Source organism: Ruegeria sp. CDSB113, assembly GCF_059611045.1.
The window spans coordinates 186,666-211,203 of sequence record NZ_JBXWOU010000005.1 but is presented as its reverse complement, the minus strand read 5'-3'; the positions used below and the strand labels follow the sequence as shown (position 1 = coordinate 211,203).

Annotated in this window: 26 protein-coding genes; 9 read left to right on the top strand and 17 right to left on the bottom strand. The window is 57.2% G+C overall.

The features are described 5' to 3' along the window. Window positions 1–27: 27 nt before the first annotated feature. Window positions 28–495: an MOSC domain-containing protein gene (locus AC2FIS_RS12015; RefSeq protein WP_496773532.1), complete on the bottom strand. Its 468-nt coding sequence runs from the start codon at window positions 493–495 to the stop codon at window positions 28–30. 12 nt (window positions 496–507) lie between these two features. Continuing rightward, on the bottom strand, window positions 508–1,092 hold the full coding sequence (locus AC2FIS_RS12010; RefSeq protein ID WP_496773531.1) for a hypothetical protein: 585 nt from the start codon (window positions 1,090–1,092) through the stop codon (window positions 508–510). Between the two features lie 211 nt (window positions 1,093–1,303). Here AC2FIS_RS12010 and ettA point away from each other — a divergent pair, with 211 nt between their 5' ends. After that, on the top strand, window positions 1,304–2,959 hold the full coding sequence (ettA, locus tag AC2FIS_RS12005; protein ID WP_496773530.1) for an energy-dependent translational throttle protein EttA: 1,656 nt from the start codon (window positions 1,304–1,306) through the stop codon (window positions 2,957–2,959). Between the two features lie 240 nt (window positions 2,960–3,199). On the opposite strand, the gene AC2FIS_RS12000 is transcribed toward ettA, so the two are convergent. From AC2FIS_RS12000 to AC2FIS_RS11990, 3 genes are all read right to left on the bottom strand, one after another. Next, complete coding sequence (locus tag AC2FIS_RS12000; protein ID WP_147235343.1) at window positions 3,200–3,415, bottom strand: hypothetical protein; 216 nt, start codon at window positions 3,413–3,415, stop codon at window positions 3,200–3,202. 375 nt (window positions 3,416–3,790) lie between these two features. Next, window positions 3,791–4,153, bottom strand: coding sequence for an REP-associated tyrosine transposase (locus tag AC2FIS_RS11995; protein WP_496773528.1), 363 nt, complete (start codon window positions 4,151–4,153; stop codon window positions 3,791–3,793). Continuing rightward, window positions 4,081–4,290, bottom strand: a complete 210-nt coding sequence (locus AC2FIS_RS11990; RefSeq protein WP_369935626.1) for a hypothetical protein — start codon at window positions 4,288–4,290, stop codon at window positions 4,081–4,083. Before AC2FIS_RS11990 ends, AC2FIS_RS11995 begins: the two co-directional genes overlap by 73 nt. 326 nt (window positions 4,291–4,616) lie before the next feature. Between AC2FIS_RS11990 and AC2FIS_RS11985 the strand changes: the two genes are divergently transcribed. Together AC2FIS_RS11985 and AC2FIS_RS11980 are read left to right on the top strand one after the other, a co-directional pair. Continuing rightward, complete coding sequence (locus AC2FIS_RS11985; RefSeq protein ID WP_058273677.1) at window positions 4,617–4,823, top strand: cold-shock protein; 207 nt, start codon at window positions 4,617–4,619, stop codon at window positions 4,821–4,823. A gap of 178 nt (window positions 4,824–5,001) precedes the next feature. Continuing rightward, on the top strand, window positions 5,002–5,562 hold the full coding sequence (locus AC2FIS_RS11980) for a L,D-transpeptidase (protein ID WP_113792178.1): 561 nt from the start codon (window positions 5,002–5,004) through the stop codon (window positions 5,560–5,562). A gap of 5 nt (window positions 5,563–5,567) precedes the next feature. On the opposite strand, the gene AC2FIS_RS11975 is transcribed toward AC2FIS_RS11980, so the two are convergent. Beyond that, a complete protein-coding gene (locus AC2FIS_RS11975; RefSeq protein ID WP_496773527.1) occupies window positions 5,568–6,182 on the bottom strand; it encodes an SOS response-associated peptidase in 615 nt (204 codons plus the stop codon). 4 nt (window positions 6,183–6,186) lie between these two features. Continuing rightward, entirely contained in the window at window positions 6,187–6,828 is a 642-nt protein-coding gene (locus AC2FIS_RS11970; protein WP_496773526.1) for an arylesterase, read from the bottom strand. A 51-nt stretch (window positions 6,829–6,879) separates the two neighbouring features. Here AC2FIS_RS11970 and AC2FIS_RS11965 point away from each other — a divergent pair, with 51 nt between their 5' ends. Next, complete coding sequence (locus AC2FIS_RS11965) at window positions 6,880–7,575, top strand: ABC transporter ATP-binding protein (protein WP_282120166.1); 696 nt, start codon at window positions 6,880–6,882, stop codon at window positions 7,573–7,575. After that, the gene (locus AC2FIS_RS11960) at window positions 7,572–10,100 is read left to right on the top strand and encodes an ABC transporter permease (RefSeq protein WP_496773525.1); all 2,529 of its coding nucleotides are present in this window, start codon (window positions 7,572–7,574) and stop codon (window positions 10,098–10,100) included. The genes AC2FIS_RS11965 and AC2FIS_RS11960 overlap by 4 nt, the downstream gene beginning before the upstream one ends. Here AC2FIS_RS11960 and AC2FIS_RS11955 read toward each other — a convergent pair. Continuing rightward, a complete protein-coding gene (locus tag AC2FIS_RS11955; RefSeq protein ID WP_496723040.1) occupies window positions 10,097–10,549 on the bottom strand; it encodes an RrF2 family transcriptional regulator in 453 nt (150 codons plus the stop codon). The two genes, AC2FIS_RS11960 and AC2FIS_RS11955, sit on opposite strands and share 4 nt — an antisense overlap. 95 nt (window positions 10,550–10,644) lie before the next feature. On the opposite strand from AC2FIS_RS11955, the gene AC2FIS_RS11950 reads away from it, so the two are divergent. After that, on the top strand, window positions 10,645–11,214 hold the full coding sequence (locus AC2FIS_RS11950; RefSeq protein WP_496773522.1) for a gamma-glutamylcyclotransferase family protein: 570 nt from the start codon (window positions 10,645–10,647) through the stop codon (window positions 11,212–11,214). Between the two features lie 50 nt (window positions 11,215–11,264). On the opposite strand, the gene gltX is transcribed toward AC2FIS_RS11950, so the two are convergent. Continuing rightward, window positions 11,265–12,590, bottom strand: coding sequence for a glutamate--tRNA ligase (gene gltX, locus AC2FIS_RS11945; RefSeq protein WP_496773520.1), 1,326 nt, complete (start codon window positions 12,588–12,590; stop codon window positions 11,265–11,267). Window positions 12,591–12,650: 60 nt separating this feature from the next. Continuing rightward, window positions 12,651–13,085, bottom strand: a complete 435-nt coding sequence (locus AC2FIS_RS11940; RefSeq protein WP_496773518.1) for a DUF1801 domain-containing protein — start codon at window positions 13,083–13,085, stop codon at window positions 12,651–12,653. A 117-nt stretch (window positions 13,086–13,202) separates the two neighbouring features. Between AC2FIS_RS11940 and AC2FIS_RS11935 the strand changes: the two genes are divergently transcribed. Then, entirely contained in the window at window positions 13,203–14,135 is a 933-nt protein-coding gene (locus AC2FIS_RS11935; RefSeq protein ID WP_496773516.1) for an MBL fold metallo-hydrolase, read from the top strand. A gap of 4 nt (window positions 14,136–14,139) precedes the next feature. On the opposite strand, the gene AC2FIS_RS11930 is transcribed toward AC2FIS_RS11935, so the two are convergent. The 3 genes from AC2FIS_RS11930 to AC2FIS_RS11920 form a co-directional block, all read right to left on the bottom strand. Next, on the bottom strand, window positions 14,140–15,468 hold the full coding sequence (locus AC2FIS_RS11930; protein ID WP_496773514.1) for an NAD(P)/FAD-dependent oxidoreductase: 1,329 nt from the start codon (window positions 15,466–15,468) through the stop codon (window positions 14,140–14,142). Window positions 15,469–15,622: 154 nt separating this feature from the next. After that, on the bottom strand, window positions 15,623–15,907 hold the full coding sequence (locus AC2FIS_RS11925) for a hypothetical protein (protein ID WP_496773512.1): 285 nt from the start codon (window positions 15,905–15,907) through the stop codon (window positions 15,623–15,625). A gap of 283 nt (window positions 15,908–16,190) precedes the next feature. Beyond that, complete coding sequence (locus AC2FIS_RS11920; protein ID WP_496773511.1) at window positions 16,191–17,849, bottom strand: NAD+ synthase; 1,659 nt, start codon at window positions 17,847–17,849, stop codon at window positions 16,191–16,193. Window positions 17,850–17,997: 148 nt separating this feature from the next. On the opposite strand from AC2FIS_RS11920, the gene AC2FIS_RS11915 reads away from it, so the two are divergent. Then, window positions 17,998–19,455 carry an MORN repeat-containing protein gene (locus AC2FIS_RS11915; RefSeq protein ID WP_496773510.1) on the top strand — a complete coding sequence of 486 codons (1,458 nt, stop codon included), beginning with the start codon at window positions 17,998–18,000 and terminating at the stop codon, window positions 19,453–19,455. A gap of 5 nt (window positions 19,456–19,460) precedes the next feature. Here AC2FIS_RS11915 and AC2FIS_RS11910 read toward each other — a convergent pair whose 3' ends face one another. Further along, window positions 19,461–20,126 (bottom strand): SDR family NAD(P)-dependent oxidoreductase, encoded by a 666-nt coding sequence (locus tag AC2FIS_RS11910; RefSeq protein WP_496773508.1) that lies wholly within the window; start codon window positions 20,124–20,126, stop codon window positions 19,461–19,463. A gap of 287 nt (window positions 20,127–20,413) precedes the next feature. Between AC2FIS_RS11910 and AC2FIS_RS11905 the strand changes: the two genes are divergently transcribed. Beyond that, entirely contained in the window at window positions 20,414–21,988 is a 1,575-nt protein-coding gene (locus AC2FIS_RS11905; protein ID WP_113792119.1) for a 2-isopropylmalate synthase, read from the top strand. Between the two features lie 55 nt (window positions 21,989–22,043). Here AC2FIS_RS11905 and AC2FIS_RS11900 read toward each other — a convergent pair whose 3' ends face one another. The 3 genes from AC2FIS_RS11900 to AC2FIS_RS11890 form a co-directional block, all read right to left on the bottom strand. Beyond that, a complete protein-coding gene (locus AC2FIS_RS11900; protein WP_496773506.1) occupies window positions 22,044–22,541 on the bottom strand; it encodes a DUF2141 domain-containing protein in 498 nt (165 codons plus the stop codon). Window positions 22,542–22,559: 18 nt separating this feature from the next. Continuing rightward, on the bottom strand, window positions 22,560–23,489 hold the full coding sequence (locus AC2FIS_RS11895) for a sterol desaturase family protein (protein WP_496773505.1): 930 nt from the start codon (window positions 23,487–23,489) through the stop codon (window positions 22,560–22,562). A 146-nt stretch (window positions 23,490–23,635) separates the two neighbouring features. Then, a complete protein-coding gene (locus AC2FIS_RS11890) occupies window positions 23,636–24,427 on the bottom strand; it encodes a 23S rRNA (adenine(2030)-N(6))-methyltransferase RlmJ (RefSeq protein ID WP_496723018.1) in 792 nt (263 codons plus the stop codon). Between the last annotated feature and the right edge of the window lie 111 nt (window positions 24,428–24,538).

The following is a 24,538-nucleotide window of genomic DNA, read 5'->3' as shown; positions in this document are numbered from 1 at the left end:
GCTGATGTTCAGAACTGGACAACGTTGTCAATCAACCGGTTGAACCGGATCGCCCAGCTTTATGCGCCCCGGCCGCACCACCTCGGCGCACCACCCACCATGCCTCCGCACGGCGGAATAGCCGCCCTTGCCCAGCGCCTCCTCCATCCGGCTGCACGGCGCGCAGATAACGGTAAAACGCAGAACGGCCTCGCCTACCTGCACCTCACGCCCCTTGAGCGCCGCCAGATTGATCCCTGACACCACCAGATTGCGACGCAGGATGTCCGGAGTAACCGGCCCCAGCCCAAGATATGACCCAATCGCCGCCAGATGCTCCTGCTGTATCAGCGTCACCGCCCGCTTGCCTGCGCGGCCCCGGTCGCCATCAAGCCCATTGGTGGAGATCATGCCCTCCTCAACCGCGCCCATCTCCGCACGACGCTCAGGTCGCAGACCGATCCAGCCAATACGGCCAGGTTTGCACCAGTTGGATATCAATACACTCAGGGACAAATAACCTCCGGTTTATCCGTTCATACATGTTTTGAATTCGGCGGATTCAGCAATCTCTTTCATCGGCAAAAACGGAACGTCACTTTCGACAATACATTTAATATGAAGCTTGGAATCCGCTGACTGCTGCTTCCATTCAATCTGAGGATAATTAACGCTCTTTGGCAATTCCACCTTCGGTTCGATGAAAAATTCCAAGTATGCCAAATAGACTTGAGCTCTGATCTCATCACCAGTCAAAGCTACATATTTAAGCATCTGGTGCAAAAGTGACTTTTTGAGCTGTCGGTAGTCTTCGGTCAGTGCGAACTTTTCCTCGATATTTGCAAGTGATTGAATGAACTTAAAGGTAACATAGTACCTGATATCGTGATCTGACGTATTCGAAACACTAAGCATAGTCAAAATACCTGCAGAAGCAAAATCACCCCCTTCGATTTGAGACGTCGACATCTGCGCCACATTGTATGTTGAGCAATAAGTTGCGTCTTTGTACGCCTTGCAGTCCGGCAAATTTTCAGCACGAGCCGCCATTGAACTGATCGCGCCGAAAGCAAAAAAAGCCATCGAAATTATCACATAACTGCTCATCTTCATTTACCAATCTCCCGTTTGGGTTGTGTGTATACAGCAATCCTTACAGAGGAAATCCCCAGCACCCGGAACCCGCTGGTTTTAACCACTGGGCACTACGTCCCTGCAAACTGCGCAGACGGCTTCATCCGGCCTGATTGTTCATGATTGCCCCCATCCCAACCATCCGCTATCACACCGCCCAACTTGATTTCCCCGACCCAGAGGACGCGACATGGCCGCCTATCAATATGTCTACCACATGCAGGGTGTCTCCAAGACCTATCCCGGTGGCAAGAAGTGCTTTGAAAACATCCACCTGAGCTTTCTGCCCGGCGTGAAAATCGGTGTTGTCGGCGTCAACGGCGCCGGTAAATCGACGCTGATGAAGATCATGGCGGGCCTCGACAAGGACTTCACCGGCGAGGCCTGGGCCGCCGAGGGTGCCAAGGTCGGCTATCTGCCGCAGGAACCGAAACTGGATGAAACCCTCAGCGTTCGTGAAAACGTCATGCTGGGCGTGGCAGAAAAGAAGGCGATCCTCGATCGCTATAACGAACTGGCGATGAACTACAGCGACGAAACCGCTGATGAGATGGCGAAGCTGCAGGACGAGATCGACAGCCAGAACCTGTGGGACCTCGACAGCCAGATCGACGTCTCGATGGAGGCATTGCGCTGCCCGGCCGACGACGCCAACATCGCCAACCTTTCGGGCGGTGAGAAACGCCGTGTCGCGCTCTGCAAACTGCTGCTGCAGGCCCCCGACATGCTGCTGCTCGATGAACCGACCAACCACCTGGACGCCGAAACCATCGCCTGGCTGCAGCAACACCTGATCGACTACAAGGGCACCATCCTGATCGTCACCCACGACCGCTATTTCCTGGACAGCATCACCGGCTGGATCCTTGAACTCGACCGTGGTCGGGGTCTGCCTTACGAGGGCAACTACTCCGCATGGCTGGAACAAAAGGCCAAACGGCTGGAGCAAGAAGCGCGTGAGGACAAGTCCAAGCAGAAGACCCTGCAGCGCGAACTGGATTGGATGCGTCAGGGCCAAAAGGCCCGTCAGGCCAAATCCAAGGCCCGGATCAACGCCTATAACGAGCTGGCAGACCAGTCCGAACGCGAAAAACTGACCCGCGCCCAGATCGTCATCCCCAACGGCCAACGCCTTGGCGGCAAGGTGATCGAGGTCGAAGGCCTGTCCAAACACATGGGCGACAAACAACTGATCGAAGGGCTGGACTTCGCCCTGCCCCCCGGCGGAATTGTCGGCGTCATCGGCCCCAACGGTGCCGGTAAATCGACCCTGTTCAAGATGCTCACCGGTCAGGAACAGCCCGACAACGGCACCATCACGCTGGGCGACACGGTCGAGCTGTCTTATGTCGACCAGTCCCGCGATGACCTCAAAGACAACGACACTGTGTGGGAGGCGATCACCGGCGGTGCCGAGATCATTCAGCTGGGTGACGCGCAGGTCAATTCCCGCGCCTATTGCTCCTCCTTCAACTTCAAGGGCGGTGACCAGCAGAAGAAGGTCTCGCTGCTGTCAGGTGGTGAGCGTAACCGCGTCCACATGGCCCGCCTGCTGAAAGAGGGCGGCAACGTCCTGCTGCTTGACGAACCGACCAACGATCTGGACGTCGAAACCCTGCGGGCGCTGGAAGACGCGCTGGTCGATTTCGCCGGTTGCGCCGTGGTCATTTCCCACGACCGCTTTTTCCTCGACCGGATCTGCACGCATATTCTGGCGTTCGAGGGCGATGCCCATGTGGAATGGTTCGAGGGCAACTTCGAGGACTACGAAGAGGACAAAAAACGCCGCCTGGGACCGGACGCGCTGGAGCCCAAGCGGTTGAAACATAAAAAGTTTGCGCGGTAAAAACTATGTTTGAAGCCCGGAACCAACGAATATGATTCCGGGCCTCAAATAGCCTGTTTGGAGTGAGTACCAGCATAGATATCGGTAATTCGGTTTGACTGGTGTGTGCGGCTATTTTTCTCAGCTTCTCCAGACCATTTGTGAGCCCTAAGCAGCCGGTCGGAGTTCAGCCTCTCACAACATAAGTCAGGTTGTCCGCGCATTCTCTATCTGTGCCTTACAACAGCTTGTGGAAATCAATTACTTTTGCGACTGGCCGACTGGCTGTTGGTTTTCACCACTCCGAACCTGTTTCTCGTTCAGAACATCTCCAAAAAGCACAGTCAGTTCTTTTTTGTTGACCGCTCCAGAATTTGCAATTTGCGTTTTCCCGGCAAGCTTTTGGGGCACCGAATTTGCCTGCTCCGCTGATTTGAAAATATGGTCTAAGATCGACTTGAAAAACATATCTTTCACCGTGCGTATTGGATTTCTCGAAATTGTTTGAAACTGAGTATTCGTTGCAATGTTCCGCTGCGGGCCGATCCGAGCGTGCGGTGGACGTCGGCTCAAGGACCGTATTTCCGTGAGTGGCCACCCGCAGCGGTGCAGCGTACATATGAAAGAAAGATCAAGCGCCAACGGGGAAGAAAACCGCGTTCTGCATCATTTTTGAAAAGCCTGTCAAAAAGTCATTTTGTGATGCGGCTTTGCGAACTAAAGCTCATGCCACTGCCCCTATCGTGACGTAACGGCACTATTTATGGCTGATAGTTTTGGGTGCTTTTTTTGCGGATTGTCGGGGTTCTAAACTGAGGTTCTTCAGAGGAGTGATGGGTGAAATCACCCATCCTACGGTTCTCCGAACTTCCCTACGGTGACACCACAACTCCATTCCGGATCAACGCGACCCGCACGAATATCGCGGTGTATCGACGAATACGGCCAATGGGTTGGGTACGCTACGAACCCGTGTTTGACCGGGTTACCCCAGCAATATGCCATGTGATTACGATAATCTCGTTCATCACGGATCCAGTGCTCCCAAAACCTGCGTTGCCAAATCCCACGTTCCTGTTTGACAACTTTCGACCCGCCCCGCGGACCGAACGCGCCGACGCCACGCACAAACCGAATTTTGATCAACCGCCACCGTGTCGAAAAATCCGCATCTCCCGGTGGCAAGGTCCAAACCGCGTGCCGATGATCCGGCACCACAACAAACGCGTCAACGCAATGGCCACCCGCAATTGCGCCACCTCGCGCACCAACAAATCCGATGATCGATCGGCCATAGACACGGCAAAAAAGTACTTAGCTCCGGGAATGCGGATGCCGCGGCAATTGCTCATGCCGCAACCTGATCACAGGCTTGGTTAGAGGATTCTAAATGCTCACACAGCGCGCTGACCGAATAGCTTCACCTTATCAAAGGCCATTGAACTAATAACCAAACCCATCGGCGGATTCTTGTACAAATCGGGAAACTGGCCCTCAAACCCTTGTACGAAACGTACAAAATCCCTTGTCACACGCCCACCCCAATGCCATATCAATGGGGCTTACGTTTTTCTATTTCGACCCACTGTCACCGTTTCCGGCGCTCAGTCTATCGATACAGACAACGACGCCGGGCTGCCGCAACTCCGTGGGCAGCACTAAACAGGAGACAACGGATATGCCCACAGGCACCGTAAAATGGTTCAACACCACCAAAGGTTTTGGCTTTATCGCACCTGAAGATGGCGGCAAAGACATCTTCGTTCACATCTCGGCTGTCGAGCGTTCGGGCCTGACCGGCCTGGCCGACAACCAGAAAGTCACGTACGAGCTGCGCGCTGGTCGTGACGGCCGCGAAAGCGCCGACGATATCGCACTGGCCTAAGGCCATGAAAGGGCAGAGGTCACCTCTGCCCTTTTCACATCACGCGGGACAAAACTGCAACAGAAGTGTGTCTCTGCGATTACATCACAATACGGTTACTCTTGGCAGATGATTGACCAGATCGGTTATCATTCCGACACTGGTTTACGATTTTCCTGTTGTCCTTAAGAGAACCGATATGTTCACACGTCGCATTTTCCTTGCAGCATCTGCTGCCGCTGGCCTGACACCCGGCATTGCTTCGGCCAAGAAGAAAGCTGTCGAATACGACCCCACGCCCCAGTTCGTTCGGGTCAAGAAACAATTTCTGCCGGGGCAGCTTCTGGTCGCGCCACGGTCCTTCTACCTGTATCTCATCACAGAACCGCGCAAGGCGATCCGCTATGGGTGCGGCGTTGGCAAGGCAGGTCTGGAGTTCACCGGCACAGCCACGATCGACGTCAAGAAAGAGTGGCCGACCTGGCGCCCCACGAACGAGATGATCGAACGTGAACCGCTGACTTACGCCAAGTTCAAGGACAATGATTATGTTCAACCGGGCGGTGATGGTAACCCGCTGGGGGCACGCGCACTCTACCTGTTTCAGAATGGGGTCGACACCTATTTCCGTATCCACGGCACGACGCAGCCGCAAACCATCGGGCGCGCGGCCTCAAACGGATGCATTCGGATGCTAAACTCGCACGTCATCGACTTGTATGAGCGTGTACCGGTCGGAACTGTGGTCACGGTGGTCTGAGGCGGTTACGGCCCGGACCAGTCGACGTCCGTCGCCTCTTCGATCTGCAACAACCCGTCAGGCCACGGTTGCGCCAGCGCCTTGGCGTCGTCCTCAGTTCCTGTAAGCCATGTCTTTATGTCGGCAGGAACCAGCAGGACGCCCATTCGATGGTGTATCGGCTCCAGATCAGCATTAGGTGGGCAGGTCACAGCTGCAAACTGGTCAACCCGCAGACCGCCCGGAGCCTGCCAACTGTCGGTGATCGCGGCGAAGAACAGAGGTGAGCCATCCGCCGAGGCGATGCGCCATGCGGTTTTTCGACGTTTTTCGCCTGTCCACTCGTACCACCCGTCGACTGGAACAACGGCTCGGCCAACGCCATCGAAGGCGGTTTTGTCAAAGACGGTTTCGGACCGGGCGTTGATTATAGTTTCCATCACAGGCCGACCGCGCGCATTGACGCGCCCAACCGGGATCATGCCCCATCGCATGGGTGTCAGGCCGTGGGCAGTCAGAACGATCAGTTCCTGACCCGGTTGAATGTTCCTTCGCAGCGGCTGCAGGTCCACATCACATCGGACGTTCAGTGCCTGGGCGATCTCAGACATTGGCCGTGTCAGAAAAAATCGCCCGGGCATCTTCTCAATCCTGCTTGGCCGAGGTTTCGACCAACTCCAACACGTAAGGCCCAAGCGCAGCTACGATCCGCGCCACGCCTTCTTTGTTGGGGTGAATTCCATCCGGTTGCATGAACTGCCGGACAGCGTTCGGGTCGCCGTTTGGCTGCAACCCTTCAAAAAAACTTTCTGCAAACACAAGTTGATATGCCTTGGCCAGATCCGGGTACATCGCATCAAATGCCTGCTTGTATTCGACCCCGTAATTCCCCGGTGCCTGCATTCCAATCAACAACACCTCAACCTCGTCTGCCCGGGCAGAGGTTACGATTGTCTCAAGGTTCGCGCGCGACACAGCCGGGTCGATTCCGCGCAACAGATCGTTCCCGCCCAGCGCCACAATCATCGCGTCCACGTCGGGCGTCAGCGTCCAATCGACGCGCGCCGCGCCACCGGCCGTTGTATCCCCTGAAACTCCGGCATTGATCAATTGCACGTCTGCGCCCTGATCCTTCAGCCATTGATCCAACTGTGGTACGAACCCGTCCTGTTCTGGCAGCCCGTATCCTTGTGTCAGCGAGTCCCCGAGGGCCGCGATGACCAACGGTTCCGCTGTGGCGGCAAAGCCGCAACACGCAAACAGTAAAGCCATCAGAGCCTTGCGCATTTTTTGAACCACTCCATATCCCAAAATGACCGCCTCCTTTTGGAACTACCAATGACGACACCTGTTCTTTCGCTCCAAAATGCCGCTTTGTCGCTGGATGGCAATGCCGGCCGGGTCAATATCCTGCACGATATTACCCTGACCGTCGCAAAAGGCGAAACGCTTGGGCTTGTCGGGCCGTCCGGGTCTGGCAAATCCTCGCTGTTGATGCTGATGGGCGGGTTGGAACAGGCAAGCGCGGGCAAGATCACAGCTCTTGGCCAGGATCTGACTGGCATGGATGAGGATTCTCTGGCCCGTTTCAGACGCAATGCGATGGGGGTCGTCTTTCAGAACTTCCATCTGATCCCAACCATGACTGCCCTGGAAAATGTGGCCACGCCGTTGGAATTGGCGGGACACAAGGATGCGTTTCAACGCGCCGCGGCAGAACTTGACGCGGTTGGCCTGTCGCATCGCCGCGATCATTATCCGGCGCAATTGTCGGGCGGCGAACAACAACGCGTTGCGCTGGCCCGCGCTGCCGCACCGCGTCCGCAGATTTTGCTGGCGGACGAGCCGACAGGAAATCTGGACGAAACGAACGGCGCGGCTATCGTCGATCTATTGTTCGGCCTGCGCGACAAACACGGCGCCACTCTGGTGCTTGTAACCCACAGTCATAGTCTGGCGCGCAGGTGCGATCGGGTTGTGCGCTTGCGCGACGGGCGGATTTCGGAAGACAGCCAGCAAAAGGCCGCGGAATGAGCCTTCGGCTGGCCGGGCGGCTGGCACGCCGTGAACTTCGGGGCGGGCTGCATGGGTTTCGCGTTTTCCTCGCGTGTCTTGCGCTGGGTGTCGCCGCAATCGCAGCAGTTGGATCGGTGCGCCACGCGATCCAGGCTGGACTGGCCGAAGAAGGCGCGGCCCTGTTGGGCGGGGATGCGCAACTGGAATTCACCTACCGGTTTGCCACAGATGACGAACGCGCCTGGATGGACCAGACCGGAATAGCTGTCTCTGAGGTGGTCGATTTTCGCTCGATGGCTGTTGCTGAGCAGGGCGCTGAAACGCAACGCGCGCTGACACAGGTTAAATCGGTCGACGACACCTACCCGTTATTGGGATCTCCGGTTTTGAAGCCTGCTCTGCCTCTGCCGGCAGCTTTAGGGACACATCGAGGACTTCCCGGCGCAGTAATGGATCCGTCGCTGATTGACCGGTTGGGTCTTTCCGTCGGAGATCGCTTTGCACTGGGGACGCAAGAGTTCATCCTGACTGCCGCATTGATCCATGAACCGGACGGAGCGGCAGATGGCTTTGGTCTGGGCCCTCGCACGCTGGTGCGGACCGAAGACTTGCAAGCATCCGGCCTGTTGGCCCCGGGAACTCTGTTTTCCACCAAATACCGCCTGGCCCTGCCATCAGGAACCGATCTGCAAGATCTAGCGGTAGAAGCGCGTCAGAATTTTGAGGGCACCGGTATGCGATGGACTGACGCTCGCAACGGTGCGCCCGGCATTGCGGAATTTGTCGGGCGGCTCAGCGCATTTCTGGTTCTGGTCGGGTTATCAGGCCTTGCAGTCGGCGGCATCGGAGTTTCCGCAGCCGTGCGCGCCTATCTGTCCCAAAAGACCGAGACCATCGCGACACTGCGCACATTGGGCGCTGACAAGGCGACAATATTCCAAACTTATATGATCCAGATCGGTGTCCTGTCCGGGATCGGCATCTTGCTGGGCCTTGCCTTGGGCGGGTTGCTGCCGCTGCTGCTGGCCCCCTTGATTGAAGCCCGGCTGCCTGTACCCGCGGTTTTCTCATTTTATCCGGCGCCGCTTGCCGAAGCAGCGTTGTACGGCTTACTGACGGCCTTTCTGTTCACGCTCTGGCCCCTTGCCCGCACCGAAGACGTCCGCGCAGCGACCCTGTTTCGGGATGCTTTGACCTCGGCGCGTGCGGTTCCACGAGGGGTATACCTCATCGCAACTGGTTCCGGCCTCGCGCTGCTGATCGCATCAGCCGCTTGGTTCAGCGGCTCGGCGCGTCTGACGTTCTGGACCGCCGGAGGGTTGGTGGGCGCGTTGCTGCTGCTGTCCGCTGCGGCCTACGCGGTGCGCCGGCTGGCCCGGCTCAGCGCTCCGTCAGCGCGTGGGCGCCCGGCCCTTCGATGGGCCTTGTCGGCCATTTCCGACCCACGCGAGGGCGCTGCATCCGTTGTACTGTCTCTGGGTCTTGGGCTTTCGGTTCTGGCGGCCGTTGGACAGATCGACGGCACCTTGCGCAATGCAATTTCCGGCGACTTGCCGGACGTTGCCCCGTCTTACTTCTTCGTCGACATTCAGAAGGACCAGATGCCGGGATTTAACGACAGGTTGACCACCGACCCCGCCGTCAGCCGGATCGAAAGCGCACCGATGCTGCGCGGGATCATCACACAGATCAACGGCAAACCCGCCCGCGAAGTGGCAGGCGATCATTGGGTTCTGGATGGGGACCGGGGCGTCACCTATTCTGCCCGGCAACCCGAAAACGCGCGCATAACCTCGGGCGAATGGTGGGCAGAAGACTATACCGGTTCGCCGCAGGTTAGTTTCGCAGCTGAAGAAGCCGAAGAAATGGGCCTGAAGCTCGGCGACCAACTGACAGTGAACATTTTGGGCCGGGACATTACCGCAGAACTCACATCAACGCGCGAGGTTGATTTCTCAAACGCCGGTATGGGCTTTATCATGTCCATGAATCCATCGGCCCTTGCAGGTGCCCCGCACAGCTTTATCGCGACGGTCTACGCCGAAAAACAGGCCGAGACGGAAATTCTGCGCGATTTGGCCGGGAAGTTCCCCAACATAACGGCGATCCGGGTGCGCGACGCTATTGACCGCGTCTCGGGCCTGCTGGCGGGCATCGCAGCGGCCACGTCATACGGCGCGGGTATTTCTCTGTTGACCGGTTTCTTGGTCCTCATCGGTGCTGCCGCGGCCGGGGAACCCGCCCGCCGTTACGAAGCTGCGATCCTCAAGACACTCGGCGCGGACCGGCGGCGCATCCTGTTCAGCTTTGCCCTGCGCGCCGCGCTGTTGGGTGCGGCCGCTGGTGGCGTTGCCCTTCTGACCGGCATTTTGGGGGGGTGGGCCGTTGCCACCTATATTTTCGACACGAAATTCTCGGTGATCTGGCCGTCCGCAATCGGAATTGTTCTGGCGGGCATCATCGTGACGCTCGGCGCAGGGCTGATCTTTGCCCTGCGACCCCTGGCCGTCCGCCCTGCCCGCATCTTGCGTGCCAGTGATTAACCAGCGCGCGCGCAGGCAACAGGTTGCAGGATCTGCAGTAAAGGATCGTTGTCGCAGATCAGGGCGTCCAGTGTGATCTCGTCCAGCGAGGCATAGAAAACCTCAGCCGCGTCCTGTAGTGCCACCCGCAATCGACATGCATCCGTCAACGGGCAGGTGTTGTCGGCATCCGCAAAACACTCGGCCAGCGGCAAGTTGCCTTCGACATGGCGAAAGACTGATCCGATACGGATCTGTTCGGCCGGTCGGGCCAGTACCATACCGCCGTTACGACCGCGTTGGGTGCTAAGATAACCCAACTGGCTTAGTTGATTGATGACCTGTGCCAGATGGTTCTCGGAAATATTGCACACTTCGGCAATCTCAGACTTGGTGACCAGCCTTTCCTGATGCGCTGCACAATACATCAGCAGCCGCACCGCAATGTTCGTCCGTTTGGTTATCCGCACCGTGACCTCCCAAGTTTCAAGATGCAGACTTATTGCATGTCCGGCATAAAAGCGGTTTGACATACATCAATCGTCAGGAAAGGACGCGCAGGCCAATGGCAGATCCCTATTTCTTTGGCTACGGCAGCCTTGTGAACCTGTCGACCCATGACTTTCCCGATCCGCATCCTGCCCGGCTAAAAGGTTGGCGGCGCGCGTGGAGACACACTGACCTGCGACCGGTCGCCTTTCTGACGGCAGTTTCGGACCCCGCGTCCGAGATCGAAGGCATGATTGCACATGTGCCGAAAAACGATTGGGTCGCACTGGACGAACGGGAATGGGCCTATGACCGCGTCCCCGCCACACACGCCGTCACGCACCCCCTGAAGCACGAGGTCGAGATTGCAGTCTACGCTGTGCCTCTTGACCGGCACAACGCTCCAAGCAATCACCACCCATTGCTACTGAGTTACATTGATGTGGTCGTGCAGGGATACCTGCGGGCATTTGGTGAAGACGGCGCGGATCGTTTCTTCGCCACCACAGATGGATGGGATGCGCCAATCCTGAACGACCGGGCCGAGCCCCGATACCCGCGCCATCAACAGTTGAAATCGGTTGAGACCGAATTCGTGGATGATCGTCTCAGCCGTCTCTCAGCCCGGATTGTGCAGAACGCATAGAAAAAGGCGGGATCGAATGACCCCGCCTTTCCTCATTCTCTGCAATACGTTCAAGCTTTTGCGCGGATCACCTGCAGCAGTGGCAACAGAGTGGCCATCTCAGGCCCCCGCTCCATGCCGGTCAGCGCCTTACGCAACGGCATGAACAGCCCTTTGCCCTTGCGGCCGGTCGCATCTTTCACTGTGCTGGTCCATTTGCCCCAGGTTTCGCCATCGAACGAACCTTCAGGCAGCAGCGCCATAGCCTCGGCGATAAACTCACGGTCCTCATCCGCGATCAGCGGCTCAGCCCCATCGCGACACAGCTCCCACCAACCCTTGAGATCAGCCAAAGTGGTGATGTTCTCGCGTGCCATCGCCCAGAACGGCTCAGCCAGATCGGCAGGAACACCAGCATCAGCCACGGCCTCGGCCACGTCGGCCAAAGGCAGGGACTGCAGATGCTTTGCCGTCAGCGGGAACAGGTCCTGCACATCGAACTTGGTCGGCGCGGCCCCAAAACGGTTCACATCGAAACCTTCAATCAGTTCCGCCATGTCCGAGCGCAGCTCAACCGGATCAGACGATCCAAGACGCGCCATCAGACTCAGCAAGGCCATCGGCTGCACGCCCTGTTCACGCAGATCACGCAGGGCCAGCGTGCCCAAACGTTTTGACAGGGCCTCTCCTTGCGGACCGGTCAACAACGAGTGATGCGCAAAGCGCGGGCAGGTACCGCCCAGCGCCTCGATGATCTGAATCTGGGTCGCGGTGTTGGTCACATGGTCCGAGCCGCGTACTACACTGGTGACGCCCATCTCGGTGTCATCCACCACAGACGCAATCGTATAGAGAACCTGACCGTCGCCACGGATTAGAACCGGATCGGACACGGATGCCGCATCGATCGAGATGTCGCCCAGAATGCCGTCATTCCACTCAATCCGCTCGTGATCCAGCTTGAAGCGCCAGACGCCGCTGCCACGCTCGGCCCGCAGCGCCTCTTTCTCAGCATCCGAGAGGTTCAGCGCGGCGCGGTCATAAACCGGCGGCTTGCCCATGTTCAGTTGCTTCTTGCGCTTGAGGTCCAGCTCGGTGGGCGTCTCAAACGCCTCATAGAACCTGCCCATCTCGCGCAGCTTGTCTGCGGCTTCGGCATAACGGTCCAGACGATCCGATTGACGCTCAACCCGGTCCCAATGCAGACCCAGCCACTCCATGTCCTGTTTGATGGCGTCGACATATTCTTCTTTCGACCGCTCAGGGTCGGTGTCGTCGATCCGCAAGATGAACGTGCCGCCCGCCTTGCGGGCGATCAAATAGTTCATCAAGGCGGTGCGCAGGTTGCCCACGTGGATGTAACCGGTGGGCGACGGGGCAAAACGGGTGGTTGTCATAGGTGTCTCCTGTTGGCGCGGCTCTTGTCACAGGATTGGCCAATTGTCCAGCAAAGGCGTTCAGATCGGCTGGACCGGCCAGTGCCGATTCAAGTCCTTTAGCCCAGCGCGTATCAGTTCAGACAGAACATTCGTGTCAATATCCGCCAGCTTGTTCACGTAGAGACAGGACTTGCCCAGCTTGTGTTTACCCAGTCTGGACAGAATATCCCCGAAATCTGCGTAGCCGGGCATGATGTAAATCGACAAAGCCGTTTTGCGCGGGGAAAACCCGGTTGCCAGAAACTCTCCTTCGCGCCCGGACTTGTAGCGATAATGGTAACGACCATAGCCCACAATCGACGCCCCCCACATAACAGGTTCAAACCCGGTCGCGTGCCGAAAGAGGGCATCCAACACCCGCGCATCATCTGCCTTCTTCGCCGGTTGAACAGACGACAAAAAGCTTTCGACACTTTGCCCTGTGGGAACGGTTTTGTTTTCAGATCGCGCCATAAACAAAAATTAACACGTAATGTTCATCCACGCAGCCCATTTGAATTGTGTATAGACTGGCAAGAGACTTGCGCAGACCTAAACTCACCGAATGGTGTTCTGACAGGGAGAACCAATATGACCATCAAATTGACACGCCGCGCAGCATTGGGAACCGCGGCAGCTTTGCCCTTTGCCGCAGCCGCAGCGCCGGTTCTGGCAGCCGGAGCCGAGGCCAAGGCAAACTCGACCATCGCCAAATCCTTTGCGTTGGGCGATTTCACCGTCACGACTTTGCTGGATGGCAGCCTGCCGCGCGATAGCGCCCAGGAAATCTTTGGCGGCGGAGCGTCGGATGAAGACTTCGCGAAAGTCTCAGCGGACAATTTCATCTCACCAGATGTCGCGCAGTTCTTCTTTACCCCGACTCTGGTCAACACCGGGTCTGAGCTGGTCCTGTTCGACACGGGGCTGGGGCAAGGTGGTATTCAGGCAGCATTGGCAGATGCAGGTGTGACACCGGATCAAATCAATGTCGTCGTCATCACCCATATGCATCCCGACCATATCGGCGGCATGACGACCAATGACGCGCCGACTTTCCCGAACGCGCGCTATGTTACCTCCTCTCCGGAATATGACTTCTGGGCGGCGCAGGACGCAGGCAATCGTGTCGGAGATCTGGTTGCGGCCAAGGTCACACCTTTGGCCGAGAAGATGACCTTTGTTGAAAATGGCGGCGAAGTCTCATCGGGTATCACCGCTGTTGCAGCTTATGGCCATACGCCTGGCCACACGGTGTATCATCTGGAAAGCAACGGTCAGCGTCTGGTTCTGACCGCCGATCTGGCAAACCACTATGTCTGGTCCTTTGCCCATCCGGAATGGGAAGTTCGCTTTGACATGGATAAGGCCGCAGCCACGGCGTCGCGCCGCGACGTGCTGGGCATGCTGGCCGCCGACAAGGTTCCGATGATCGGCTATCACATGCCATTCCCGGCGGCTGGCTTCGTTGAACCCCGTGGCGATGGGTTCCGCTTTGTGCCGGTCAGCTATCAGATGATGGGATAGTACCCTAGTATCCCGGGTCCGGCCTCACCTTTGAACCATCCGTAAATCGGGACAGGCGAAAGGCGGCCGGATCAACGCATGGCGTGGTTTTACAAACCAGATCGGCCATTAAACGCCCCGCTCCGGGGCCGATCCCAAATCCATGACCTGAAAACCCCGTGGCGATGAACATCCCCGGCATGGTATCGACTGAGGATATTACCGGAATGGCGTCCGGGGTGACGTCGATCAAACCTGCCCAGCTTTGAACAATCTCTGCCTGCTCCAGCGCCGGGAACCCTTTGCGCGCGCGCGCCCATGTCCGCCTAAGGACCTTGGCTGAGGGCTCAGGATCCAGCACACGGCAATGTTCGAATGGCGTGACGTCGGTGTGCAACCATGTTCGGTCCTCACCGGCCTCTGCCGCCCAGCGTTTGGACAGCCTGAAACGCAAGGATCGCCATTCCTGTCGGAACGCCGGAACAAACTGCAGCGCAAGCCGAAAACTATCCGGGACAATATCAACCGTATTCTCGTGCCCGGATGCAATTGTATAACCGCCATCGGCCCTTTTTCGCATCGCGAAGTCATCTGACCATATTGCTGTTTCCGGCCCATTCACCAGTGAAGTGCGTAGGACCGTGTTGAGAACCTTAAGCTGTGGCAGGTCAATCCCCGCATTGCCCGCAAACAGCCGCGACCACGCGCCTCCGGCAAGAACCACCCGTGCACAAGCCACCCGACCACGTTCGGTAAACACACCTGAGACATAACCGTTCTCGACATCAACGCTGCGCACTGCGCAGTTGGTCATCAGGCACGCCCCTTTGTCTCGTGCGGCTTCAGCGATCGCAGGGGCGGCCCATTGCGGTTCAGCCCGTCCATCCCGTGGCATGTGCAGGGCAACTTTCAACCCCGATTGATTGTCGGGCAGCAAGCCATCCAGTTCAGCACCCGAAACCATCTCAGCGCCAGTGTGCAGACCTTCAACATGGCGCATCCAGCGTTCAAGATTTGCATGATCCCGCTTCCCCGAGGCGCCAAAAAGGATGCCGGAACGCGCAAATCCGGTTTGGCGCCCTGTGCGTTGATCCAGATCCTGCCAGATCTGCTGCGCTTCTAGCATGAGCGGGATTTCCCGAGGGTCCCGCAGCCCCAAACGCACCCATCCCCAGTTTCGCGAACTTTGTTCGCCCGCAATATGGCCTTTTTCGCACAGCAAGACTGACGCGCCCCGCTCTGACAGCTCTAAAGCTGTTGATGCGCCGATGATTCCGCCGCCTATGACCACAACGTCAACAGACTTGGGCAGATGCAGATCAGGTTCTACAGGAGTTGGTTTTGGACCGGGCATCCGCCGCTCTTACTTCATTGCTCGGACTGCAATGAATGCGCGGTATCAGGCAATAGGCAACATGTCGCCTGATGCACGGATCACAATTTTCACAAGCTGTGGTTATAGTGCCAGAATGATCTCTGGCACTGTTGGATTCAACAGATCCAGGCCGTCAAGCAGCGCCGCAGAGTTCAGCCCACTTCTGACGCAATGTGGCTGTCAGTCCGGCATCGTTGCTGGACAAATCTTCGCCCATGCTTTCTTGTGAAGGCAGTTCAGGCAGAACCGAAGAGGCCACAGATTCCACTGGTTCCGATTTTTGCTCTGACGGCATCTCAGCCCCCAAGAGGTCGGCAATGGCAGAATCGACCTGATCTTCGTCTAGTTCATGACCCTTGGATTCCATCGAACGCCACGGAAGTGGCGAGTGGAGTGGCCTATCGTATTGCTCACGCATTTTCACACCAAATCGTTAACACAGACACGCAATTCACGATGCGTAACAAACAAAACTCGATCATAAACACCGAGCCAATTAAGAATGCGCCGCATCTGCCCCACATGAGGCGGCAATTAAGCTAAAATGTGTCAGAAAAATGTCCTAATTTCAAGCGTGTTAAACGGCCTAAGCCGATTCCAGACATGCACTGTCTCACATCCGTGGACAATACACAAAAGTACACCCTCAGACACTTCTTTCGGAAACTATCGGAGACATAAAAAATGTGCGTGGCTTCGATTCAAGATCGACCCCGCCAACGATTCACAATCGGGTATCTGCGATCCAACCAGAAGGCTCGATTGGTCAATCGCGTGCCCGGTGCGGACTGAAACCGCTTGTATTCGCTGATATAGATCAGATGCTCCACGCGGCGGGCGACATCTGCTTCGAATCCTGCCGCTTCGCAATCAGCGATCGAGCCATCGCGGTCGACCAGGATTTCCAGGATCGCGTCCAGTTCCGGGTAGTCCGGCAGGCTGTCGCTGTCTTTCTGGTCTTCACGCAGCTCAGCACTGGGGGGTTTATCGATGACCGACGGGCGGATCACCTCACCTTCGGGGCCCATCATCCAGTCACGGTGATTGGCATTGCGCCAGCGGCATGTTTCGAACACGCGCGTTTTATACAGATCCTTGATCGGGTTATAGCCGCCATTCATGTCGCCATAGATGGTCGCGTAACCCACGGCCACCTCGGACTTGTTGCCCGTGGTCAGCAGCATTTCACCAAACTTGTTCGAGATCGCCATCAACAGCAAACCACGCAGGCGGGATTGGACGTTTTCCTCGGTCAAATCCGCCTCGCGCCCTGCAAACAACGGGGCCAGAGTGTCTGTTACCGCCGCCCGACTGTCCGAGATCGGAACATAGTCGTAATGTACGCCCAGCGCCTTGGCGACGGCTTCGGCGTCATCCAGCGAGGCCTGGCTGGTGTATTCCGACGGCAGCATCACGCAACGGACGTTTTCCGCACCGATTGCGTCAACAGCAATTGCCGCGACCAAGGCCGAGTCCACTCCACCCGACAGCCCCAACAACGCCTTTTTGAACCCGGTCTTGCCCATGTAATCGCGCAAAGACTGGACCATGGCACGATAGTCCTGCTCCCACTCATCCGGCTGCGGCACAACTTCAGCAGGCACAATACGCCAGCCCTCATCACCGCGCTCCAGATCGACATGCGTCACGGCTTCATCAAAGACCGGCATTCGAAAGGCCAGCTCTCCGCCCGGATTCAGACCGAAAGTCGCGCCATCAAAGACCTGATCGTCCTGCCCGCCCACCATGTTCAGGTAGATCAGCGGCAGACCGGTCTCAACCACACGGGCGACCATGTGATTGAGGCGCACATCATATTTGTTGCGGAAGTAAGGAGAGCCATTGGGGATCAGCAGAAACTCGGCCCCGGTTTCTTCCAGTGTTTCCGAGACATCCGGGTGCCAGCTGTCTTCGCAAATCGGGCTGCCAATCCGCGAGTTGCCAACCGAGTACGGGCCCCCCAACGGGCCAGCGTCGTACAGGCGTACCTCGTCGAACACGGTTTCATTCGGAAGGTGATGTTTCAGCACCTTGCTGCCGATGCGACCCCCTTTGAGGATCAGGTAGGCGTTGAAAAGCTTACCGTCTTCCGTCCACGGACCACCGATTGCTATGGTGGGTCCATCGGCACATTTCGCAGCCAGCGACTGAACCGCTGCCATGGCCGCCTGGTGGAATACCGGCTTCATCACAAGATCCTGGGTGTTGTAACCGGTAATGAACATTTCGGGGAAAGCCACAAGGTCGGCACCAGCTTCGCGCCCCTGCTCCCACGCCGCAAGCGCCTTGTCCAAATTGCCTTGGATGTCCCCAACAACGGGATTGAGTTGTGCCAGAGTAATGCGGAAACGGTTGGCCATGCTGCCCTCTTGCCCTCGTCAGTCCTAATGCCATTTAGCAGATCGCACCGCGAGTAAAAGTCAAATGCGGCAAAACACGTTGCTCTGTCCGCACGGGTATCTTAGTTTTGCTTGAAAACGTGACAAACCGGGCAAGGCAGGAAAAACCATGAACGCTATCCGCATTTCTTTGGCCGCCACGGCGATGGCTTTACTGGCCACATCCGCCTTTGCGCAGGACGGGCAGGTTATCGTTGCGGATGATGATGTTGGCGGCGTGTATGAGGGCACATTCCTGAACGGCCTGCGCCACGGCGAAGGCACTTACCGCCTGCCGAACGGGTTCGAATATGTCGGCGAATGGGTCGAAGGCGAAATTCAGGGCAAAGGCATTGCGCGCTATGTCAACGGCTCGGTCTATGAGGGGATGTTCGCAAAGGGGCAACCCGAGGGACAGGGCAAGATCATCTACCCCGACGGCGGCAGCTATGAGGGGGACTGGGCCGAAGGGTCAATCAACGGAACCGGAGTTGCAAAATACACCAACGGTGTCCGATACGAGGGCAGCTTCAAAGACGCCCGCTATCACGGCAAAGGCGTCCTGACCGACCCCAGCGGTTACGTCTACGATGGCGACTGGAAGGATGGCGTTAAGCACGGCGAGGGCAAAATCACCTCGACGCAAGGCAGCATCTACGAAGGGCAAATCAACAACGGCTTGCGCGATGGCCAGGGTACTCTGACCGTTCCGGATGGCATGACATATACCGGTGATTGGTCTCAGGACCGCATGACCGGCAAGGGCCGCTTGTTGCAGGCCAATGGCGACCTTTACGAGGGCGATCTGGTTGATGGCCGCCGTCAGGGCAATGGCAAGGCCACCTATGCCAACGGTGCGACCTATGAGGGCGAATATGCCGATGACCGCCGCCACGGAAAAGGACGCTTTCTTGGGACCGACGGGTTTGATTACACCGGCGAATGGGTGGACGGCCAGATCGAAGGACTGGGTGAGGTCACCTATCCTGATGGCGCGACCTATACCGGTGATTTCAGCGCAGATTTGCCGCACGGCAAAGGCGTTCAGACCTATCCGGATGGCACCGTCTATGACGGCGAATGGACGGCTGGCATTTTTGAGGGCAACGGCAAGGCCACGTATCCCAACGGTGTTGTTTACCAAGGACAGTTCAAGAACGGCCTGAGCCATGGCACGGGCATTCTGACATTCGCGAACGGGTATCGGTACGAAGGCGACTGGGTAGATGGCGCGCGTCAGGGTAAAGGCAAGGCAACATTTCCCGACGGAACGTCCTATGAAGGCGATTTCCAAGACGGTCAGCGTCACGGCGAGGGAACTATAAAAACCCCACGCGGATTCAGCTATACCGGCGGCTGGGCCGAAGGCAAAATCAGCGGTCAGGGTGTGGCAACTTATGCGACCGGTGACGTTTACGAAGGCACCTTTCTGGATAATAAACGCCACGGTAATGGCACCATGCGTTATGCCAATGGCCTGGAAGAAACCGGCGTTTGGGAAAACGGCGTCCTGCCCAGTGAGAACGTGAGCGCGCCCGACGCGACGGATACCAAAACCGAGCCCGATACATCCGCCTCTGACGGGTAATCAAGCTACCAGGGTACTGGCTTTCCTGCCCAGTCAAAAAACCCACCCGTATCAACAGGGTCCAAGGCGGCTGCGACGGCTAGCAGGTTCCGGGCGGCCTCATGAGGCGTAACCGCAGGGTGCCGCCCAACATATTTCCGGGTGAATGCTGTCGTGACCGTACCGGGGTGCAAGGCGACGCAGATCGCCTGTTTATGGCTCCGGGCAAGCTCGATCGCGGATGTGCGGACAATCTGGTTCAGCGCCGCTTTGGACGCCCGATAACTGATCCATCCACCAAGCCGGTTGTCACCAATCGACCCCACGCGTGCAGACAACACGGCGAAGACGGCGCGCCGGTCACGCGGCAGCAATCGCGAGGCATGCGCAAGAACCAACGCAGGTCCGACCGCATTCAGCGCAAACTGATCCATCATCGCCGGCGCGGATAGCAGTCTGATGGTTTTCTCGGGGGTGGCACCATTTACCTCAAGAGCGCCAGCAGCGACCAGGATCAAGTCGAACGGACCGGAAACGCCCGCCAACGTCCGATCTACGATCTCGGGGTCGGTGAAATCAAATCCGTCCTGTGACCGGGACAATGTGGTGACGTCGACCGACTGTTGCCGAAGCCTGTTGGCAATTGCACCTCCGATCCCACCCGAAGCGCCGATGATAAGTGCTGTTTCCATGCGGGTTGAACTAGCCGTCTGCAATGCGTGATCAACACATGTGGGAAAAAAGAAATCTCTTCATATGCCGGAGGAAAATTCGTTCTTTTCATTCCCGCCGCGCGATGTATAACCTCAACCCCATGATCAACCGCGCAGATATCCTGATTGCCGACACCGCCCTTCGCGGTGCGTCTCTGCGTGGCCTACTGATCCTAATCCGCCTCTGAGCGTGCCATCCGGCGCGCCCGCTCAGAGGAGGACGCCCGCGCGCCATAGGCTTTAGGACAGACAAGAAAGAGATTCCCATGACCAATGTGACCGACCAAGACCGCGTCTTGATCTTTGACACAACCCTGCGCGACGGCGAGCAAAGCCCCGGCGCAACCATGACCCATTCGGAAAAGCTGGAGATTGCCGAGCTGCTGGACGATATGGGCGTCGATATTATCGAGGCGGGGTTCCCAATTGCCTCTGAAGGTGACTTCAAGGCCGTATCCGAAATTGCCGAACGGTCAAAGAACAGCCGTATCTGCGGCTTGGCCCGCGCCAATTTCGCCGATATCGACCGCTGTTGGGAAGCTGTGAAACATGCTGGCAAAAGCCGCATCCACACCTTCATCGGCACCTCGCCGCTGCATCGTGCCATCCCGAACCTGACACAGGACGAAATGGCCGACAAAATCCACGAAACGGTCAGTCACGCGCGCAATCTGTGCGAAAACGTGCAGTGGTCGCCGATGGATGCGACGCGGACCGAGTGGGATTACCTCTGCCGCGTGATCGAGATTGCGATCAAGGCCGGTGCGACAACGATCAACATTCCTGACACGGTCGGCTACACGGCACCGATGGAGTCTGCTGACCTGATCAAACGTCTGATCGAAACGGTTCCGGGCGCGGATGAGGTGGTCTTCGCGACCCACTGCCACAACGACCTCGGCCTGGCGACCGCGAACTCGTTGGCTGCGGTAGCGGGTGGTGCGCGTCAGATTGAATGTACCATCAACGGCCTTGGCGAACGCGCCGGTAACACCGCGCTGGAAGAGGTGGTGATGGCGTTGCGCACACGCAATGACATCATGCCTTGGAACACCGGCATCGACACGACCAAGATCATGCATATTTCGCGACGGGTCGCGACGGTGTCGGGGTTCAACGTGCAGTTCAACAAAGCCATCGTCGGCAAGAACGCCTTCGCGCATGAAAGCGGTATCCATCAGGACGGCATGCTGAAGAACCGCGAAAACTTTGAGATCATGCGCCCCGAGGATATCGGTCTGTCCGGCACGTCCTTGCCGCTGGGCAAACACTCGGGCCGCGCGGCGCTGCGTGATAAGCTGAACACGCTGGGTTATGAGGTTGGTGACAACCAACTCAAGGACATTTTCGTTCGGTTCAAGGAACTGGCCGACCGTAAGAAAGAAGTGTTCGACGACGACCTGATCGCGTTGATGACACTGGATGATGACGACGGCGACGATCACCTGCAACTGGTTTCAATGAAAGTGACCTGTGGAACCGTCGGCAAGGCCGAAGCTACCATCGAAATGGAAGTGGGCGGCAAGGAAATCATCGCTACGGAACAAGGCGACGGCCCGGTCGACGCTGCCTTCCGCGCCATTCGCGTTGTGCATCCGAATACGGCGCACCTGCAGCTTTATCAGGTGCACGCTGTGACCGAAGGCACGGACGCACAGGCCACGGTATCGGTGCGTCTTGAAGAGGACGGCATGATCGCAACCGGTCAATCCGCCAACACCGATACCGTCGTGGCGTCGGCCAAGGCGTATATCCACGCGTTGAACCGCCTGATCGTGCGCCGTCAAAAGGCGGGTCCGGGCGCAGACACCCGGGAAATCAGCTACAAAGATCTTACTTGAACAAAAAAGGGGCGGTCGACTGTCGACCGCCCCTTCTCTATTATCTCCAGCCTCATTACGGCCAATAGAACAAGGTCAGATCTGTCGGCTTTTCTGTCCCGATCAACGAGTAGTCATACACCGGCGTATCGTTGAGATCGTTCAGCCCCGATACCGCATACCCTTCGGTTGGCATGTAGTTCGCGTCATAGTTCAGATCATAATCCCCGTTTTCGTCGTGAAACGCGATAACGGCAAAATACCCGCTGTCGAGGTCGGGAAAGTCGAAGCGGAGCGGGTCCTGGGACGCTGGCGCTTCAAGATATCCGGCGGCCTTGGTGTAATCCATGTTGTCGAACGCCGTCGCCTGGTCAAAAGCCATGACAATCACGTTGCCCTTGGTGCTGCGCACACCATGCAGATTGACAGTTAGACCCATGTCTTGCGAGGTCCCTGTGGTGGAAGCCGCTGCTTGGTCAATATCTGTGGTGAACCCCGAGGCGACCCAGGCGCCTCCGACAAACAGACCTGCCGTCACGATTGCCGCCACGATGCGTTGTGTGTTGCTTGGCATCTTTTGCGCTCCTACGCCTTACTTAGCGGGTTTACTCTGTTTACGACCGTTCTTTGGCTGCCAGCCCGGAGGTCCGAAGAATACACCCAACTTGTTGCCGAACCCCGGCATGTTCCGGACATCCTTGAACAGGCGGGCAAAGCCGTGAAGGAAGGCGACGAAGGGATTGATCGAGTCGATCGGTTTGACGAGGCCATAGACCACCTCTTCCTTTTCTTCCTCGAACGTACCGAACATGCGGTCCCAGATGATCAGAATCCCGGCATAGTTCTTGTCCAGGTATTTCGGGTTTGATCCATGGTGAACGCGGTGATGCGACGGCGTGTTGAAGATGTATTCAATCGGGCGCCACAGTTTTTTGATAACCTCGGTATGCAGGGCCGTCTGATACAGTTGCACCAATAGTTCCGCGACCAGCACCATGAACGGGTTGAACCCCAACAGCACAAGCGGCAGGTGGAAAAACAGCGGCCAAAAACCATCCAGCGGACCATGTCGATAGGCGACCGATATATTGAAGAAGGGAGAGCTATGGTGAACCGAATGCGTCGCCCAGAGGAAGTTAATCCGGTGCAGAATCCGATGCTCCCAGTAATAGGCTAGGTCTGCAAGGATCAGCACGATGATGAACGAAGCCCATGTTGTCGGAATGTCGAACACGGCAAATTGCGAAGCCCAGACATAGGCACCGATATAGAAACCAGCCAACAGAACAAAGCTGATACCGATGAAGAAAACGAGCGTGATGAAATTGGTGACGGTGTCACCCATCATCTGCCAGTTCAGCTTTTTGACGACTGCGTATCGGATCAATTCGAAGGCCAGAAAGGCCATGGCGAAGACGAAGAACCAGTCGTTGATCAAGGTTTCCCAGTAACTCAGGTGAAAGTCACTGATATGGCGGCTTAGGAAGTCCATCGAAGCAATCCGATTCCCGTTTGTTGTCATGTGTGACAACTTATTTACGAGATCACCGCCAGAAATCAAGGGCCCGGCTTTGAAAAAACGGTTTTTCCTGCAAATCCATTGCTGTCACAGCAGATTTTTCACCTGCGTGGCATACTTTAGGAAAACCCCATCTGATCACTGATTGCTCATCCGCGCAGTTTGCCGAACAGGCCGTCCAACGATTTGGCGCACTCGTTCAGACCATAGGGCGCGTTCACAACAAACATTCCCGATCCAACCATTCCGTGCCCTTCACGCGCAGCCGGAAAGTGGACCTCGTGGTGCAGAACCTTGGGGAAATCCCGTTTCGCCAAAGCGTCGCGCATGGCCTGATGCCGCCCATTGGCCAATATCGGATACCACAGCGCGATCACACCCACGTTCCATTTCCGATTCAGCGAAGCGATGATGCCGGGCAGCCTGTCATAATCGGATTTGACCTCATAACTTGGATCAATCAGCAAAACGCCACGGCGCGGCGTTGGCGGCAGCAGGGACTGGGCCAGTTCAAAGCCATCCTGCTGATAGGTCCGGGCACCGGTCGTGATCATGGCGTCAGACAGCGCGCGGTATTCCTGCGGATGCAATTCAGCAAGATGCATCTTATCCTGCGGCCGCAGCAGGTTCGCCGCGATCAGCGGCGACCCCGGATACGCCGTTTTGCCATGCCGATCGTGAACAGCGGCAATGGCCCTGCTCAGGGGATGGTCGGCGTCAAACCAGCCTTCGGTCAACGCACGTTCAATTCCCGCAGCTGCTTCACCAGTCTGAACGGCTTGATCCGAGTCCAACTGGTACAGCCCCCGCCCCGAATGGGTTTCGATGTAGCTCAGCGGTTTGTCTTTTTGGGTCAGATAGGCCAACGTTTCTGCCAAAATTGCGTGCTTATGGACGTCCGCAAGGTTACCAGCGTGGTAAATATGTTGATATGAGAGCATGATGCCTTCTAAAGTCCCTGCAATTAAGGCGGAAAGGTGCTGATTGTCGCGGAATCAGCCCTTTTACCGGGCGAGTTGGCACCCTATAAGTCATCCGTCCCGGAACCGTCG

Excerpts from the sequence above, each read along its gene's own strand:
- AC2FIS_RS12010 (WP_496773531.1), bottom strand. The coding sequence starts at position 1,092 with ATGAAGATGAGCAGTTATGTGATAATTTCGATGGCTTTTTTTGCTTTC.
- ettA (WP_496773530.1), top strand. The coding sequence starts at position 1,304 with ATGGCCGCCTATCAATATGTCTACCACATGCAGGGTGTCTCCAAGACC.
- AC2FIS_RS11990 (WP_369935626.1), bottom strand. The coding sequence starts at position 4,290 with ATGAGCAATTGCCGCGGCATCCGCATTCCCGGAGCTAAGTACTTTTTT.
- AC2FIS_RS11985 (WP_058273677.1), top strand. The coding sequence starts at position 4,617 with ATGCCCACAGGCACCGTAAAATGGTTCAACACCACCAAAGGTTTTGGC.
- AC2FIS_RS11980 (WP_113792178.1), top strand. The coding sequence starts at position 5,002 with ATGTTCACACGTCGCATTTTCCTTGCAGCATCTGCTGCCGCTGGCCTG.
- AC2FIS_RS11975 (WP_496773527.1), bottom strand. The coding sequence starts at position 6,182 with ATGCCCGGGCGATTTTTTCTGACACGGCCAATGTCTGAGATCGCCCAG.
- AC2FIS_RS11970 (WP_496773526.1), bottom strand. The coding sequence starts at position 6,828 with ATGCGCAAGGCTCTGATGGCTTTACTGTTTGCGTGTTGCGGCTTTGCC.
- AC2FIS_RS11965 (WP_282120166.1), top strand. The coding sequence starts at position 6,880 with ATGACGACACCTGTTCTTTCGCTCCAAAATGCCGCTTTGTCGCTGGAT.
- AC2FIS_RS11960 (WP_496773525.1), top strand. The coding sequence starts at position 7,572 with ATGAGCCTTCGGCTGGCCGGGCGGCTGGCACGCCGTGAACTTCGGGGC.
- AC2FIS_RS11950 (WP_496773522.1), top strand. The coding sequence starts at position 10,645 with ATGGCAGATCCCTATTTCTTTGGCTACGGCAGCCTTGTGAACCTGTCG.
- gltX (WP_496773520.1), bottom strand. The coding sequence starts at position 12,590 with ATGACAACCACCCGTTTTGCCCCGTCGCCCACCGGTTACATCCACGTG.
- AC2FIS_RS11940 (WP_496773518.1), bottom strand. The coding sequence starts at position 13,085 with ATGGCGCGATCTGAAAACAAAACCGTTCCCACAGGGCAAAGTGTCGAA.
- AC2FIS_RS11935 (WP_496773516.1), top strand. The coding sequence starts at position 13,203 with ATGACCATCAAATTGACACGCCGCGCAGCATTGGGAACCGCGGCAGCT.
- AC2FIS_RS11930 (WP_496773514.1), bottom strand. The coding sequence starts at position 15,468 with ATGCCCGGTCCAAAACCAACTCCTGTAGAACCTGATCTGCATCTGCCC.
- AC2FIS_RS11925 (WP_496773512.1), bottom strand. The coding sequence starts at position 15,907 with ATGCGTGAGCAATACGATAGGCCACTCCACTCGCCACTTCCGTGGCGT.
- AC2FIS_RS11920 (WP_496773511.1), bottom strand. The coding sequence starts at position 17,849 with ATGGCCAACCGTTTCCGCATTACTCTGGCACAACTCAATCCCGTTGTT.
- AC2FIS_RS11915 (WP_496773510.1), top strand. The coding sequence starts at position 17,998 with ATGAACGCTATCCGCATTTCTTTGGCCGCCACGGCGATGGCTTTACTG.
- AC2FIS_RS11910 (WP_496773508.1), bottom strand. The coding sequence starts at position 20,126 with ATGGAAACAGCACTTATCATCGGCGCTTCGGGTGGGATCGGAGGTGCA.
- AC2FIS_RS11905 (WP_113792119.1), top strand. The coding sequence starts at position 20,414 with ATGACCAATGTGACCGACCAAGACCGCGTCTTGATCTTTGACACAACC.
- AC2FIS_RS11900 (WP_496773506.1), bottom strand. The coding sequence starts at position 22,541 with ATGCCAAGCAACACACAACGCATCGTGGCGGCAATCGTGACGGCAGGT.
- AC2FIS_RS11895 (WP_496773505.1), bottom strand. The coding sequence starts at position 23,489 with ATGACAACAAACGGGAATCGGATTGCTTCGATGGACTTCCTAAGCCGC.
- AC2FIS_RS11890 (WP_496723018.1), bottom strand. The coding sequence starts at position 24,427 with ATGCTCTCATATCAACATATTTACCACGCTGGTAACCTTGCGGACGTC.